Genomic DNA, 15471 nt, shown 5'->3' with positions numbered 1-15471 from the left:
CCTCCCCAAAGGGATTCCCTTCGGCCACAGCCTTCCCCTGCGATGCAGGGCCCGGTGTTCCATGTCCGGTCCCTCCCCCTGCGCAGCAGGGGGAGGTCAGGAGGGGGTGCTTTTGACCTTGCCTGTCGAAGGCGAGCGCTGTCGCGGGGAATCAGAACGTGCGTTGCACCGAATAGTCGGCCAGCGCGGCCAGGGCGTCACGGTAGGCCGAGGGAGGCAGCGTGGCGAGCGCGTCGCGGGCGGCGCGGGCGTGCCGCAGGGCGCACTCGCGGGTGCGCTCCAGCGCACCGGAATCGCGGATCGCGGCGACGATGCGGTCGAGCGAATCCAGCCCGCCGTGCTCGATGGCATGGCGCAGCGACTGTGCCTGTTCCGGGCTGGCCTTCTCCAGCGCGTAGATCAGCGGCAGGGTGGGCTTGCCCTCGGCGAGGTCGTCGCCGATGTTCTTGCCCAGCGTGCCGGCGTCGCTGGTGTAGTCGAGCAGGTCGTCGGCGATCTGGAAGGCGTAGCCCAGCTGCATGCCATAGTCGCGCAGCGCCGCCACCTGGTTTTCCGGCAGGCCGCCGAGCAGGCCGCCCAGTTCCGTGGCGGCGGCGAACAGCACCGCGGTCTTGCGCTCGATCACCGCCAGGTAGGCGGCCTCGTCCACGTCGGCGTTGCCGATGTTGAGCAACTGCAGCACCTCGCCCTCGGCGATGGTGTTGGTGGTGTCGGCGAGGATGCGCATGATGCGCATGTCGTCCAGTTCCACCATCAGCTGGAACGAGCGCGAGTACAGGAAGTCGCCCACCAGCACGCTGGCGGCGTTGCCCCATAGCGCGTTGGCGGTCTGGCGGCCGCGGCGCAGATCGGATTCGTCGACCACGTCGTCGTGCAGCAGGGTGGAGGTGTGGATGAACTCGATGATTGCGGCGAGCTTGACGTGATGCTCGCCGCGATAGCCGGCGGCGCCGGCGGCCAGCACGTGCAGCATCGGGCGCAGCCGCTTGCCGCCGGAGCCGATGATGTGGTCGGCGATCTGGTTGATCAGCACCACGTGGGAGGACAGTCGCTGGCGGATCAGCGTATCGACCCGCTGCATGTCGGCGGCGGCGAGGCTGCTCACCTGGGCGAAGTCGGCGGGGCGGATGGCGTCGGCTGGCATCGAATTCATGGAGGCGTCACGGCGGCGTAGCCCGCGATTATAGGGGGTGCAGGAACCTGCGCCGCGACATGTCGCCGCAAACCCGGGTCCCGGGGACGCACCTTATAATGCCGGACATGACTTTCCCGATGTCCACGGTTTCGTGAGCAAACTCTCCCGCCCCGAATTGCGCAGCGCGGTGACGCTGGCCTGCGTGATCAGTCTGCGCCTGTTCGGCCTGTTCCTGATCATGCCGGTGTTCTCGCTGTACGCGAAGGTGATGCCCGACGCCAGCGGCTTCATGATCGGTCTGGCGCTGGGCGTGTACGGCATCGGCCAGGTGCTGCTGCAGATCCCGCTGGGGCTGCTGTCGGACCGGATCGGGCGCAAGCCGGCGATCACCCTGGGCTTGATCCTGTTCGCCATCGGCGGCTTGATCGCGGCGCTGTCGCACACGCTGGCCGGCATCGCCGTCGGCCGCGCGGTGCAGGGCATGGGCGCGGTGGCCGGCGCCGGCATCGCGCTGGCGGCGGACCTCACCGCCGAGGAAAACCGCGGCAAGGCGATGGGCATCATCGGCGTGTCGATCGGACTGGCGTTCCTGCTGGCGCTGATCCTGGGGCCGCCGCTGGAAGCGATCGCCGGGCTGTCCGGCCTGTTCGCCGCGACCTCGTTGCTGGCGCTGGCCTCGCTGGCGCTGCTGTGGCTGATCGTGCCCACGCCGGTGCGCGCGCGGGCGCCGGCCGCGGCGGGCGTCGGTGCGGTGCTGGCGATGCTGCGCGACGGCCGCATGCTGGTGCTGAACGGCTCGGTGTTCTTCCTGCATGCGCTGCTCACCGCGAGCTTCGTGGGCCTGCCGCTGCTACTGGCGGACACGCTGCAGCTGCCGGTGAGCCGGCACTGGGAGCTGTACCTGCCGGTGATGGCGGTGGCTGCGTTCGTGATGGGCGTGTGCCTGCACCACATGCGCGAGGTGGCGCAGAGCCTGCGCATCGTCACAGTGTGCGTGGTGGCGATCGGCCTGGCGCTGCTCGGCTTCGCCTTGTCCGGCAGCCACCTGGCCGCGTTCGGCGTGGCCGCGGCGGTGTTCTTCTCCGCCTTCAACCTGCTCGAGGCGGCGCTGCCCAGCCTGGTCTCGCGGCTGGCGCCGGAGCAGCTGCGCGGCGCGGCGATGGGTGCGTATTCGACCAGTCAGTTCATCGGCGCGTTCGTGGGTGGCGCGCTCGGCGGCATCGCGCTGGGCCGGCTCGGTCCCGACGGCGTGTTCGTCTGCGCCGCCGCGCTGACCCTGCTGTGGCTGCCGTTGGTGATCACCGGCGCGCGCGGGATCACCCGTCGCGCCGCCACGGCGCAGGCGCACCTCGCCTAGGCGGGCGCGGCCGTTGCGGCCGCGAGGGTGGTTTGCAATAGCCGCGAGGCGGCCCAATCATGGGTTGCTGCGCCCCGCCGGCATGCCCGCCGAGAACCATCCCGATGGCCCACGAAATCATTGCGCTGATCACCGAATACGGCGTGCTGCTGGTGTTCCTCAACGTGCTGCTGACCCAGCTCGGCGCACCGCTGCCGGCAGTGCCGACCTTGGTGGTGGCTGGGACTCTGGTGGCGGGCGGGCAGTTGGCACCGGCGGCGGCGATCGGCGCGGCGGTGGCGGGCGCGGTGCTGGGCGACCTGGCCTGGTTCAGCGCCGGTCGGCGCTACGGCGCCGGGGTGATGCGCCTGCTGTGCCGCATTTCGCTGTCGCCGGATTCGTGCGTGGCCCGCTCCGAGCTGCATTTCCAGCGCTGGCGCGGCCGGGTGCTGCTGATCGCCAAGTTCGTGCCCGGGCTGTCGACGGTGTCGTCCTCGCTGGTCGGCGCGATGGGCTTGCGGCTGCCGATGTTCGTGCTGTTCGACGGGCTGGGGTCGCTGTGGTGGGCCGCGCTGGCGGTTGGCCTCGGCTACCTGTTCGCCGCGCAGATCGACAGCCTGCTGGCCGCCATCGCCAGCGCCGGCACGCTGGCGATCGAGTTGCTGGCCGGGCTGCTGGCGCTCTACGTGCTGCTGCGCTGGTGGCGGCGCCGGCGCCTGCTGCGCACGCTGCGCACGGCGCGCATCACGGTGGACGAGCTCAACCGCCTGGCCGGTGAAGGCATGCCGCCGGTCATCGTCGACGTGCGCTCGCCCGCCGCCCGCCGGGTGGATGCGCGCGTCATCCCCGGCGCGCTGCTGGCCGGGCTCGACGGCATCGACCAGGCCGTGCACGACGTGCCGCTCGAGCGCGAGCTGGTCATCTACTGCAACTGTCCGAACGAGGCCTCTGCCGCCATGGCGGCCAAGGCGCTGATGACGCAGGGCTACCGGCACGTGCGCCCGCTGCTGGGCGGGCTGGATGCCTGGGACGCGGCAGGCTACCCGGTCATGCGGCTGGAGGGCGCTGGCGCCGATTTACCCCCGCTGCGGACGACCGCCTGAGCCGCGGCGTTTCTTTACGCGTTCCATACGCCGGCCGGCCGGATCGCTACCCCTTTCTTATGCGCCGCTGCCGACAATGCCCACCGTCGCAATGACGGTGGTTCGCAGCCCATGGATGTCGTCTACCTGCTGTTCCTGCTGGCGCTGTTCGCCGCGGCGCTCGGCTTCCTGCTGATCTGCGACCGGCTGGGGCGGCGCCCCTGAGCCACGTTGCCGCCTTGCGCGGCGACCCGGCCTGCATCGCTGCTGTGCGGGAGATCGACCGATGAACGTTCTGTACTTCGTGGCGGCCCTGATCGCGGTGGCCCTGGCGGGTTACTTGTGCGTGGCCCTGCTCAAGCCGGAGTGGTTCGAATGAGCGCCAACGTTTTCGTCCAGGTTGGCCTGTACCTGGCCGTCCTGCTGTTGCTGCTCAAGCCGATGGGCAGTTACCTGGCACTGGTGTTCGCCGAGGCGCCGAACCGGCTGACGCGTGCCGGGTCGGGCGTCGAGCGCCTGCTGTACCGCCTCGCCGGCATTCGCGGCGACGAGGACATGGGCTGGAAGCGCTACGCGCTGGCGATGCTGCTGTTCAACGTGCTCGGCCTGCTGGCCGTCTATCTGCTGCAGCGCGTGCAGCAGTGGCTGCCGCTGAACCCGCAGCATTTCGGCAACGTGGCGCCGGATTCGGCGATGAACACCGCGATCAGCTTCGCCACCAACACTAACTGGCAGGGTTACGCCGGCGAGTCGACGATGAGCTATCTGACCCAGGTGCTGGGGTTGGCGGCGCAGAACTTCCTCTCGGCGGCCACCGGCATCGCCGTGCTGGTGGCGGTGGTGCGCGGCTTCGTGCGGCGCGGCGCGGGCGGGCTCGGCAGCTTCTGGGTCGACCTGACCCGCGCCACGCTGTACGTGCTGCTGCCGCTGTCACTGCTGATGGCATTGTTCTTGGCCTCGCAGGGCGTGGTGCAGAACTTCAGGCCGTATGTCGACGTGTCGGTGGTGCAGGCGAGCAGTTATGCCGAGGCGGTGAAGGACGCTGCGGGCCATGCCGTGAAGGATGCCGCCGGCCATGACGTGACCAGGGAAACGCCGGTCCTCACGCAGACCTTGCCGATGGGCCCGGCCGCCTCGCAGGTCGCGATCAAGATGCTCGGCACCAACGGCGGCGGTTTCTTCAATGCGAATTCGGCGCATCCGTACGAGAACCCCACGCCGCTGTCCAACTTCGTCGAGATGCTGGCGATCTTCCTGATCCCTGGGGGGCTGTGCGTGATGTTCGGCCAGATGGTCGGCGACCGGCGGCAGGGCTGGGCGATCCTCGCCGCGATGCTGGTGATCTTCGTGCCACTGGCACTGAGCCTGGTCGCCGCCGAGCAGGCCGGCAACCCGGCGCTGCACGGGCTGGCGGTGGATGCGCAGGCCTCGGCACTGCAGGCCGGCGGCAACATGGAAGGCAAGGAGACGCGCTTCGGCATCGCCTCGTCCGGCCTGTTCGCCGCGATCACCACGGCCGCCTCGTGCGGCGCGGTGAACGCGATGCACGATTCGCTGACCCCACTGGGCGGCCTAGTGCCGATGTGGCTGATGCAGCTGGGTGAAGTGATCTTCGGCGGCGTCGGCTCGGGCCTGTACGGCATGCTCGCGTTCGCGGTGGTGGCAGTGTTCATCGCCGGGCTGATGGTGGGTCGCACGCCTGAATACCTGGGCAAGAAGATCGAAGCCTACGAGATGAAGATGGCCAACCTCGCGGTGCTGCTGCCGTGCGCGCTGGTGGTGATCGGCACGGCGATCGCGGTGATGACGCCGGCCGGCGCGGCGGGCGTGGCCAATCCCGGCGTGCACGGTTTCAGCGAGATCCTCTACGCGGTCAGCTCCGCTTCCAACAACAACGGCAGCGCGTTCGGCGGCCTTTCGGCCAACACGCCGTTCTGGAACGTGCTGCTGGGCCTGTGCATGTTCCTCGCGCGCTTTCCGCTCGCCATCGCGATGCTGGCGATGGCTGGCTCGCTCGCTGCCAAACGGCATGTGCCCGCATCGGCCGGCACGCTGCCCACGCACACACCGCTGTTCGTCACCCTGCTGGCCTGCGTGGTGATCGTGGTCGGTGCACTCACCTTCCTGCCGGCGCTGGCCCTGGGGCCGATCGCCGAGTCCCTGATGTCGGGGCACTGAAGCATGGCCGCACACACTCGAGCTGCAAGTGGCTTCCATCGCGAGCTGGTGCTCGCGGCCGTCGCCGATGCGTTCCGCAAGCTGTCGCCGCGGGTGCAGTTCCGCAACCCGGTGATGTCCGTGGTGTTCGTGTGCAGCGTGCTGACCACGCTGCTGTGGGCGCAGGCGCTCGCCGGCCATGGCGAGGCGCCCACGGGTTTCATCTTCTGGGTCAGCCTGTGGCTGTGGTTCACCCTGCTGTTCGCGAACTTCGCCGAGGCGCTGGCGGAAGGGCGCGGCAAGGCGCAGGCCCATGCCTTGCGCGGCTCGCGCAAGGATGTCATCGCGAAGAAGCTGGCCATGCCCCACCGCCACGCGGCGATCACCTTGGTGCCGTCCGGCGAGTTGCGCAGCGGCCACCACGTGCTGGTCGAGGCGGGCGAGCAGATGCCGGGCGACGGCGAGGTGGTGATCGGCGCGGCCAGCGTGGACGAGAGCGCGATCACCGGCGAATCCGCGCCGGTGATCCGCGAGTCCGGCGGCGACCGCAGCGCGGTCACCGGCGGCACCCGCGTGCTGTCGGACTGGCTGGTGGTGCGCATCACCAGCAACCCTGGCGAAAGCTTCCTCGATCGCATGATTGCGATGGTGGAAGGTTCCAGGCGGCGCAAGACGCCGAACGAGATCGCGCTGACCATCCTGCTGGCGAAGTTCACCCTGATCTTCCTGCTCGCCTGTGCCACCTTGCTGCCGTATTCGATCTACAGCGTGCAGGTGGCCGGCAGCGGCAGTCCGATCACGCTGACCGTGCTGATCGCGCTGCTGGTGTGCCTGATTCCTACCACCATCGGCGCACTGCTGTCGGCGATCGGCATCGCCGGCATGGACCGGATGATCCGCGCCAACGTGATCGCCACCTCGGGCCGCGCGGTCGAGGCGGCCGGCGATGTCGACGTGCTGCTGCTGGACAAGACCGGCACGATCACCCTGGGCAACCGCCAGGCAGTAGCGTTCCTGCCCGCGCCCGGCGTGGAGGAGAGCATCCTGGCCGAAGCCGCGCAGCTTGCCTCGCTGGCCGACGAGACGCCGGAAGGGCGCAGCGTGGTCGTGCTGGCGAAGGACCGCTTCGGCCTGCGCGAGCAGCAGCTCGGAACCCTGCATGCGCAGTTCGTGCCGTTCACTGCGCAGACCCGCATGAGCGGCGTGGACATCGGCACGCGGCTCATCCGCAAGGGCGCGCTGGACGCGGTGGAGAAATACCTGGAGGCCAACGGCAGCCGCCTGCCGCCATCGGTCAGGCACATGGCCGAGGACATCGCGCGGCGCGGCGCCACCCCGCTGGTCGTCACCGATGGCGCGGCCGCGCTGGGCGTGATCGAGCTGAAGGACATCGTCAAGGGCGGCATCAAGGAGCGCTTCGCCGAGATGCGCCGGATGGGCATCAAGACCATCATGATCACCGGCGACAACCCGCTCACCGCCGCGGCGATCGCCGCCGAGGCCGGCGTCGACGACTTCCTCGCCGAGGCCGCGCCGGAAGCCAAGCTGAAACTCATCCGCAGCATCCAGGCCGAGAACCGGCTGGTGGCGATGTGCGGCGACGGCACCAACGACGCGCCGGCGCTGGCCCAGGCCGACGTGGCGGTGGCGATGAACACCGGCACGCAGGCGGCGAAAGAGGCCGGCAACATGGTCGACCTCGACTCCAACCCGACCAAGCTGATCGAGGTGGTGGAGATCGGCAAGCAGATGCTGATCACCCGCGGCGCGCTGACCACGTTCTCGATCGCCAACGACATCGCCAAGTATTTCGCGATCATCCCGGCCGCGTTCGCGACCACTTATCCGGCGCTGAACACGCTCAACGTGATGCGTCTGGCCACGCCGCAGAGCGCGATCCTGTCGGCGGTGATCTTCAACGCGCTGATCATCGTCTGCCTGATTCCGCTGGCATTGAAGGGCGTGAAGTACCGCGCGCTCGGCGCCGCCGCGCTGCTGCGCCGCAACCTGCTGGTCTATGGGCTGGGCGGCATCGTGGTGCCGTTTGTCGGCATCAAGCTGGTCGACCTGTTGCTGGTCCTGCTGGGGTTGTCCTGATGCGCAGCCTTGTCATCGTCACGCTCGCCGCGTTACTCGTCCCCGACCTCGCCAGCGGCATGCCGGCAAGCAACGTCAGCGGCAATGCCGCGCTGGCCTCCGACTACCTGTTCCGCGGCCTCACCCAGAGCTGGGGGCGGCCGGCGATCCAGGGCGGCGCCGACTACGCCGATCCGGCCGGCTTCGCGGCCGGCTTCTGGGCTTCCAGCGTCAGCGAGCGCAGCTATCCCGGCGGCGCGATGGAGCTGGACCTGTATGCCAGCTACGGACAGGCGATCAACCGTGACTGGTCGTGGCGTGCCGGCATCTATGCCTATGTCTACCCCGGCGCCAATCTCGACCACGCCGGCTTGCCGTCGCGCTCGCTGAACACTGCCGAGGCCAATGTCGCGCTGAGCTGGAAGCAGTTCACGCTGAAGTACAACCGCGCGCTCACCGACTATTTCGGGGTGGACACGGAGCAGGGTTATCGCAGTGATTCCAGGGGCACCGGCTACCTGCAGCTGGACGCCACGTTCGCGCTGGGCGACGCATGGAGCCTGGCGCTGCACGCCGGCCACACGCACTACACCACCAGGTTGGCGACGCCGCTGGCCGATGGCGCGCGCGACCCCGGCTACAGCGATGTCGGTGTCACGCTGAAGTACCAGGTCGCCACGCACTGGTCGCTGAGTGCGGGCCTCAGCTACGCCACCAACGCGGATTTCTACCGCCGCACTGCCAGCTTCCTCGATGCCAGCGACACGCGCAATGTCGGCGGTTTGCGCGGCTTCGTGATGCTGCAAGGAAGTTTCTGAGGACGTCCCATGAGCAAGCTATTGCGCCAAGCCATCGTCCTGCTGTTGCTGATGACCGCGATCACCGGCGTGCTCTATCCGCTGGCCGCCACCGGACTGGCGCAGCTGATCTTTCCGGGGCAGGCCAACGGCAGCCTGATCGTGAAGAACGGCACGCCGGCCGGCTCGGCCCTGATCGGGCAATCATTCACCGAGCCGAAGTATTTCTGGGGTCGACCATCGGCCACCGCGCCGAATCCGTACAACGCCAGCGCTTCATCGGGCTCCAACATGGGCCCGACCAATCCGGCGTTGACCGAGGCGGTGAAGCAGCGCATTGCGGCGCTGCGTGCGGCCGACCCGGGCAACCATGCACCGGTGCCGGTGGACCTGGTCACCGCCTCGGGCAGCGGACTCGATCCGGAGATCAGTCCCGCCGCGGCGCAGTACCAGCTGGCGCGGGTGGCAAGGGCGCGCGGGCTGAGTCCCGCACGGGTGCAGGCGCTGGTGAACGCCTGCACCCGCGGCCGCCAGCTCGGCCTGCTCGGCGAGCCGCGGGTGAACGTGCTGCAGCTCAACCTGGCGCTGGATGCGGCGCAGGCGCACGGCAGCTGATCGCGCTACCGTAGCGCCATTCCACGGACCGACCCTGGCATGAGCGAACCCTCCCGCGAAGCACGTGCCGATGCCCTGCTGGGCACGGTGCACGACGCCGACCGACGGCTGAAGGTGTTCCTCGGCGCCGCGCCGGGCGTCGGCAAGACTTATGCGATGCTGTCGGCCGCGCGCGAGCTGAAGCGGCAGGGCGTGGACGTGGTGGTCGGCCTGGTCGAGACGCACGGCCGCGCCGAGACGGAGGCGCTGCTGGACGGGCTGGAGGTGCTGCCGCGTCGAAGGGTGAACTACCAGGGCCGCGATTTCACGGAATTCGATCTGGATGCCGCGCTGGAACGGCGCCCGGCCGTGCTGCTGGTGGACGAACTGGCGCACACCAATCTGCCCGGCGGCCGGCACGAGCGGCGCTGGCAGGACATCGCCGAGCTGCTCGACGCCGGCATCGAGGTCTATACCGCGCTGAACGTGCAGCACCTGGAAAGCCTCGCCGACCAGGTGCGCCGGATCACCGGGATCAATGTACGCGAGCGGGTGCCGGACGCATTCCTCGACCGCGCCCGCGACATCGTGCTGGTGGACCTGCCGCCGCGCGAGCTGATCACGCGGCTGAAGCAGGGCAAGGTCTACGTGCCGGAGACTGCGGCGGCGGCGTTGGATGCGTTCTTCTCGCCGACCAACCTGGGCGCGCTGCGCGAGCTGGCGATGGACACCATGGCCGGCCACGTCGACAACGACCTGCGCGAGTCGATGCTGGCGCGCGGCGGCACGATGCCGGTGCGTCGCCGCGTGCTGGCGGCGATCGACGGCCATGCGCAAAGCGAGTACCTGGTGCGGGTGGCGCGGCGCATTGCCGAGCGCCGCGGCGCGCCGTGGAGCGCAGCCTTCGTCGACACCGGCGCGCGGCTGGAACCGGCCCGGCGCGACCGGCTGGAAGCGGCGCTGCGGCTGGCGCGCCGGCTCGGCGGCGATACGGTGGTATTGCGCGGTGCGTCGATCGCCGACGAACTGCTGGCGCATGCCGACCGCGAGGGCGTGGGCCAGATCCTGCTGGGACGTACCCGCGAGCGCCCGCTGGCGCGCATGCTCGGCCGCTCGTTGACCCAGCAGCTGCTGCGCCGCGGCGCGCACCTGGAGCTGACCATCATCGCCACGCCGAGCGAGCGGGCGGCGTCGCGGCGACGACTGCGCTTTCCCGGCGGGCGCGGTTCGCGCAGAGAGTATGTCTATGCCACGCTCGCCACGCTGGCCGCGTTGGGCCTGTCGTTTGTCGCCGACCGCTATCTGTCGGTGGCCAACCTGTCGCTGATCTTCCTCACCGCGGTGCTGGCGGTGGCGGTGCGCACGCGCATGGCGGTGGCCGTCTATACCGCCATCCTGTGTTTCCTCGGCGACAACTTCTTCTTCGCGCCGCCGCGTTACACGCTGGCCATCGCGAATCTCGACGATGTGCTGGCGGTCAGCCTGTTCCTGATCGTGGCGCTGGTGTGCAGCCACCTGGCGACACGGCTGGCCAGCCAGGTGGAGTCGTTGCGCGCCGCCCAGACGCAGTCGCGCGCGCTGCTGGCGCTGGGCCAGCGGCTGGCCGCCAGCGCCGACGCCGAGGGCATCCGCAAGGTGGGCGCACATGCCTTGGCGCAGGCCCTGCGCGGCGAGGTGGCGATCCTTACCCGCGACGCCGGCGGCAATCTGCAGGTGGCCGCCTTCGCCCCGCGCGAAGTGGCCCTGTCGGCGCAGGACCTGGCCGCCGCCGACTGGTGCGAGCGGCACGCGGCACCGGCCGGCCGCCACACCGACACGCTCAATGCCGCGCCGTACTGGATGCTTCCGTTCGGCAGCGAAGAGAACCGGCTCGGCGTGGCCGCGTTGCGGCTTGCCGCGGACAACGGCGCACCCGACCAGGACCAGCGCAGCCTGGCGCTGGCGATGGTGCAGGATATCGGCCAGGCACTGGAGCGCGCACGCCTGGCCGACGAACTGGAGGGGGCCCGCGTGCAGGGCGAGACCGAGCGCCTGCGCAACGCGCTGCTGTCGTCCGTGTCGCACGACCTGCGCTCGCCGCTGGCCTCGATGATCGGCGCGGCCGGCACGCTGTCCAGCTACGGCGAACAGCTGCCGCCGGGCGAGCGCCGCGAGTTGCTGGAGGCGATCCTGGGCGAGGGCCAGCGGCTGGACCGCTACATCCAGAACCTGCTCGACATGACCCGGCTCGGCCACGGCACGCTCAAGCTCAACCGCGACTGGACCGATGTCGCCGAGATCGTCGCCGCCGCGGTCGGTCGCCTGTGCAAGCTGTTCCCGTCGCTGCGGGTGGATATCTTGCTGCCGCCCGACGTGCTGCTGCTGTTCGTGCATCCGGCCTTGATCGAACAGGCGCTGTTCAACATCCTGGAGAACGCCGCGCGCTTCTCGCCGGCCGACGAAGCGGTGCAAGTGGTGGTGCGCGGCGAGGGCGACCGGTTGCTGATCGACGTCAGCGACCGCGGCCCCGGCATCCCGGAGGCGGAGCGGGCGCTGATCTTCGACATGTTCTACTCGGTGTCGCGCGGCGACCGTGCCAGCCAGGGCACCGGCCTCGGCCTGGCGATCTGCCGCGGCATGATCGGCGCGCATGGCGGCAGCGTGGAAGCGTTGCCGCGCGACGGCGGCGGCACCACGATCCGCATTATCCTGCCGCTGCCCCCGCCACCCGACCGTGCGCCATGAACTCCTCGCCCCGCGTGCTGGTGATCGACGACGAGCCGCAGATCCGCCGCTTCCTCGACATCGGCCTGCGCGCCGAGGGCTACGAGGTCTTGCTGGCCGCCACCGGCGCGGCGGGCCTGGCGCTGGCGGCCACGCAGTCGCCGGACCTGGTGATCCTCGACCTCGGCCTGCCCGACATGGAGGGCCACGCGGTGCTCGCCGAGCTGCGCCAGTGGAGCCAGCTGCCGGTGCTGATGTTGTCGGTGCGTGACGCCGAGAGCGAAAAGGTCAGCGCGCTGGACCACGGCGCCAACGACTACATGACCAAGCCGTTCGGCATCCAGGAACTGATGGCGCGACTGCGCGCACTGCTGCGCAACCGGCCGGGCGAGCCGGAACACCTGCCGCGTTACGACGACGGCCATCTGGCCGTCGACCTGGCCCGGCGCGAAGTGAGTCTGGACGGTGTGCCGCTGGCGTTGACCCGCAAGGAATACGCGGTGCTGGCGCTGCTGCTGCAGCACGCCGGTCGCGTGGTCACCCAGCAGCAGCTGCTGCGCGAGGTGTGGGGGCCAACCCACACCAGCGACAGCCAGTATCTGCGTATCGTGATCGGCAAGCTGCGTCAGAAACTGGGTGACGACCCGGCCCACCCGCGCTGGCTGAAGACCGAGCCCGGCGTGGGCTACCGCTTCATCGCGAACTGAACGCCCTGGCACTCGCCGCTCGGCGCCGACCGGCGGCAGCGGACGGCGCCGACCCGCGGTTCAGGTTTTCCGCGTCTGGACTCGGCCCTTCCCGCGGTTATGATAGCCAGCCTGATCCATCAACTCCGGCCGTAATCATCCCTTACGTACGGCCGGCTCAACGAGGGCATTCCCATGGCACGCGGCGTCAACAAAGTCATCCTGGTCGGCAACCTCGGCGCGGACCCCGAAATGCGTCACACCGGCGGCGGCACCGCCATCTGCACTTTCAACCTGGCCACCACCGAGTCGTGGACCGACAAGCAGAGCGGCGAGAAGCAGGAGCGCACCGAGTGGCACCGCGTGAAGATCTTCGGCCGCCTGGCCGAGATCGCCGGCGAGTATCTGAAGAAGGGTCGCCAGGTCTATATCGAAGGCTCGCTGCGCACCGACAAGTACACCGACAAGCAGGGCATCGAGCGCTACTCGACCGACATCATCGCCAGCGACATGCAGATGCTCGGCGGCCCCGGTGGTGAAGGCGGCGCGGGCGGCGGATACCAGCGCGAGCGCCCGCAGGGCGGTGGCCAGCGCCAGGGTGGTGGTGGCAGCTACGGTGGCGGCCAGTCGCGCGGCGGCGACTACGGCAATGCGCCGCGCCAGTCCCCGGCCCCGGCCGACAGCGGCTTCGCGGACGACGAGATCCCGTTCTAGCGAACACTTAATCTGTAGTGGTGATCAAGATCCAAGGAAGCCCCGCTCTGCGGGGCTTTTTCTTTACCGCCGGCTGCTGCGACGGGCTGCGCCGGTTCCGGCGCGCCCCTGGTCATTCGGAGGATCCGGCGTCCACCCGTGGCCACGGATCGTGGAAGAAGCCATGCAGCGGCGCCAGCATGCGGCAGCGGTGCGATGCCCAAAAGCGGGGGCGTCGCCGCGTCTGGGTATTCAGGGCGAGGCTGCCGTCACCCGCCAGATGGCATCGCCGACGTCGTCCGCGATCAGCAGCGCGCCGTCCTTGTCCTGCGCCAGGCCGACCGGCGCACCGTACAGCTGCGATTCGTCGTCCGAGTGGAAGCCGGTGACCAGCGGTTCGGGCACGCCGGTCGGCTTGCCGTCCACGAAGGCGACGTGGACGACGGCGTAGCCGCTCAGTGGCGAGCGGTCCCAGCTGCCGTGCTCGCCGACGAAGGCGCCATGCTGATACTGCTGCGGCAGCGCGTTGGTGTCCGAGAACAGCAGCCCGAGCGCGGCGACGTGCGAGCCCAGCGCGTAGTCGGGCTTGATCGCCTTGGCCACCAGGTCCGGCCGCTGCGGCATGACGCGGTTGTCCACGTGCTGGCCGAAATAGCTGTACGGCCAGCCGTAGAAGCCACCTTCCCGTACCGAAGTCAGGTAGTCGGGCACCAGGTCCGCGCCGATCTCGTCGCGTTCGTTGACGATCGCCCAGAGCTTCCCGGCATGCGGCTCGATCTGCAGCCCGGTCGGGTTGCGCAGGCCCGAGGCGTAGATCCGGCTGCCGGCGCTGGCCACGTCCACCTCGAGCACGGCCGCACGCCGGTACTCCTGGTCCAGGCCGTTCTCGGTGATGTTGCTGTTGGAGCCGACCCCGACATACAGCTTGCTGCCGTCCGGGCTGGCCACCATCGCCTTGGTCCAGTGGTGGTTGATGGTGGCCGGCAGGTCGGTGAATTCCACGCGCGGCGCGGTGATCCGCGTTTCACCGGTGACGTACGGGAACTTCACGATCGCGTCGGTGTTGGCCACGTAAAGCGTGTCGCCGATCAGCGCCACGCCGAACGGCGAGTGCAGGTGTTCGATGAAGACGTGCTTCTCCCATTCGCCGCCGGCATTGCCGTGGTGGCGCAGCAGGGTGATCCGGTTGCCGCCTTTCGCACCCTTGCCCGAGAGGTTCTTGACCTTGTTGGCGATCAGCTGCTTCGGCGTGGTCACCGGCTCGGCACCGGGGCCGTTGGATTCCACCACCAGGATGTCGCCGTTGGGCAGGGTGTAGAGCTGGCGCGGGTGCAGCAGGCCGCTGGCGATCTTCTCGATCCTGAGCCCGGGCGCGACCTTGGGCGTCTGGCCCTGCTTCCAGCCGGCATAGCGGGGAACCTGCATCGGCGGCACCAGGAAGTTGCGGGCGGCGGGCAGCGGCGGAGCATCACCCGACTGCTGCGCGGGCTGATACGACGCCTTCCCGCTGCATCCTCCCAGGATCACCCCGAAGACCAGGACCAGCGCACGGCGAAGGACAATCTTATGCATGGACGTGCTCCTCCACCGCCGGGTGCTGCACGGCCATCACGACGTGGGCGACGGCCAGCAGGATGACCGTGCACGCCGAGAGCCAGACGCCGGCCGGAACCACGGCGTAGGCATCGCGGCTGTGCACGAACGCATTGAAGATCGCCGCGACGATGGCGAACAGGTTGAACCAGAAATCCAGCCGGTCGGCGCGCCGGGCGATGTGGCGGGAGGTGATCCAGACCTGGGCGAGATTGACGAAGCGGGGGATCACCGCGAGCAGCAGGCCGAACACGATCAGCCAGGCGGCGCCCTTGTTCCACATGACGACCGCCGTGCGGGCATAGAGGATGTCGAAGATCAGCGCGGCGGCGAAGAAGCCGAACGGCAGGGGGTTGAGCAGGCCATAGACCGCGTTGGCCAGGACGGAGCGATGCGATGCGGTGTTCACGGGCAGCTCCTCGGCAGGAAGAACGCTAGCGATGGCGGGGACGATCCGCGTCGTGGCGAAGGGAGGAATGGTTGCCGGGACGGAATGCCGAACCCTCCCCTGCGTGCAACCCCTCCCGCTCGGAACAGCCGCGGGCGGTTGCGGGAAACCGTGCCGCCAGCGGCCATGTTGTGCGCGGCGGCGTGATGCATGCGTGACGCATGCGCGGCA

The 15471-nt window shown here is 69.4% G+C and carries 13 protein-coding genes; 10 read left to right on the top strand and 3 right to left on the bottom strand.

The genetic code is table 11. The annotated features are described in order from the left end of the window. Positions 1-151: 151 nt before the first annotated feature. Entirely contained in the window at positions 152-1153 is a 1002-nt protein-coding gene (locus R5H19_RS13990; protein WP_318159637.1) for a polyprenyl synthetase family protein, read from the bottom strand. A 133-nt stretch (positions 1154-1286) separates the two neighbouring features. On the opposite strand from R5H19_RS13990, the gene R5H19_RS13985 reads away from it, so the two are divergent. From R5H19_RS13985 to ssb, 10 genes are all read left to right on the top strand, one after another. Continuing rightward, positions 1287-2492: an MFS transporter gene (locus R5H19_RS13985; RefSeq protein WP_318159636.1), complete on the top strand. Its 1206-nt coding sequence runs from the start codon at positions 1287-1289 to the stop codon at positions 2490-2492. 116 nt (positions 2493-2608) lie between these two features. Next, positions 2609-3574 (top strand): VTT domain-containing protein, encoded by a 966-nt coding sequence (locus R5H19_RS13980; RefSeq protein WP_318160197.1) that lies wholly within the window; start codon positions 2609-2611, stop codon positions 3572-3574. A gap of 265 nt (positions 3575-3839) precedes the next feature. Beyond that, positions 3840-3932, top strand: coding sequence for a K(+)-transporting ATPase subunit F (kdpF, locus tag R5H19_RS13975; protein WP_318159635.1), 93 nt, complete (start codon positions 3840-3842; stop codon positions 3930-3932). Then, a complete protein-coding gene (gene kdpA, locus R5H19_RS13970; RefSeq protein ID WP_318159634.1) occupies positions 3929-5731 on the top strand; it encodes a potassium-transporting ATPase subunit KdpA in 1803 nt (600 codons plus the stop codon). The genes kdpF and kdpA overlap by 4 nt, the downstream gene beginning before the upstream one ends. Before the next feature lie 3 nt (positions 5732-5734). Further along, positions 5735-7807: a potassium-transporting ATPase subunit KdpB gene (gene kdpB / locus R5H19_RS13965; protein ID WP_318159633.1), complete on the top strand. Its 2073-nt coding sequence runs from the start codon at positions 5735-5737 to the stop codon at positions 7805-7807. Beyond that, positions 7807-8604, top strand: coding sequence for a TorF family putative porin (locus R5H19_RS13960; RefSeq protein ID WP_318159632.1), 798 nt, complete (start codon positions 7807-7809; stop codon positions 8602-8604). The genes kdpB and R5H19_RS13960 overlap by 1 nt, the downstream gene beginning before the upstream one ends. Before the next feature lie 9 nt (positions 8605-8613). Further along, positions 8614-9198, top strand: a complete 585-nt coding sequence (gene kdpC, locus R5H19_RS13955) for a potassium-transporting ATPase subunit KdpC (RefSeq protein WP_318159631.1) — start codon at positions 8614-8616, stop codon at positions 9196-9198. A 39-nt stretch (positions 9199-9237) separates the two neighbouring features. After that, positions 9238-11901, top strand: coding sequence for a sensor histidine kinase KdpD (locus tag R5H19_RS13950; protein ID WP_318159630.1), 2664 nt, complete (start codon positions 9238-9240; stop codon positions 11899-11901). Continuing rightward, the gene (locus R5H19_RS13945; protein ID WP_318159628.1) at positions 11898-12587 is read left to right on the top strand and encodes a response regulator transcription factor; all 690 of its coding nucleotides are present in this window, start codon (positions 11898-11900) and stop codon (positions 12585-12587) included. The genes R5H19_RS13950 and R5H19_RS13945 overlap by 4 nt, the downstream gene beginning before the upstream one ends. A 174-nt stretch (positions 12588-12761) precedes the next feature. Next, a complete protein-coding gene (gene ssb, locus R5H19_RS13940) occupies positions 12762-13280 on the top strand; it encodes a single-stranded DNA-binding protein (protein WP_318159627.1) in 519 nt (172 codons plus the stop codon). Between the two features lie 231 nt (positions 13281-13511). Here ssb and R5H19_RS13935 read toward each other — a convergent pair whose 3' ends face one another. Next, a complete protein-coding gene (locus R5H19_RS13935) occupies positions 13512-14831 on the bottom strand; it encodes a sorbosone dehydrogenase family protein (RefSeq protein WP_318159626.1) in 1320 nt (439 codons plus the stop codon). Next, positions 14824-15261, bottom strand: coding sequence for a hypothetical protein (locus R5H19_RS13930; RefSeq protein ID WP_318159625.1), 438 nt, complete (start codon positions 15259-15261; stop codon positions 14824-14826). The genes R5H19_RS13935 and R5H19_RS13930 overlap by 8 nt, the downstream gene beginning before the upstream one ends. Positions 15262-15471: the final 210 nt, after the last annotated feature.

The sequence above is a fragment of the Rhodanobacter sp. KK11 genome, assembly GCF_033345435.1.
GTDB lineage: Bacteria > Pseudomonadota > Gammaproteobacteria > Xanthomonadales > Rhodanobacteraceae > Rhodanobacter.
The sequence above is the reverse complement of the archived record's forward strand: the minus strand, read 5'-3'. Positions and strand labels throughout refer to the sequence as shown.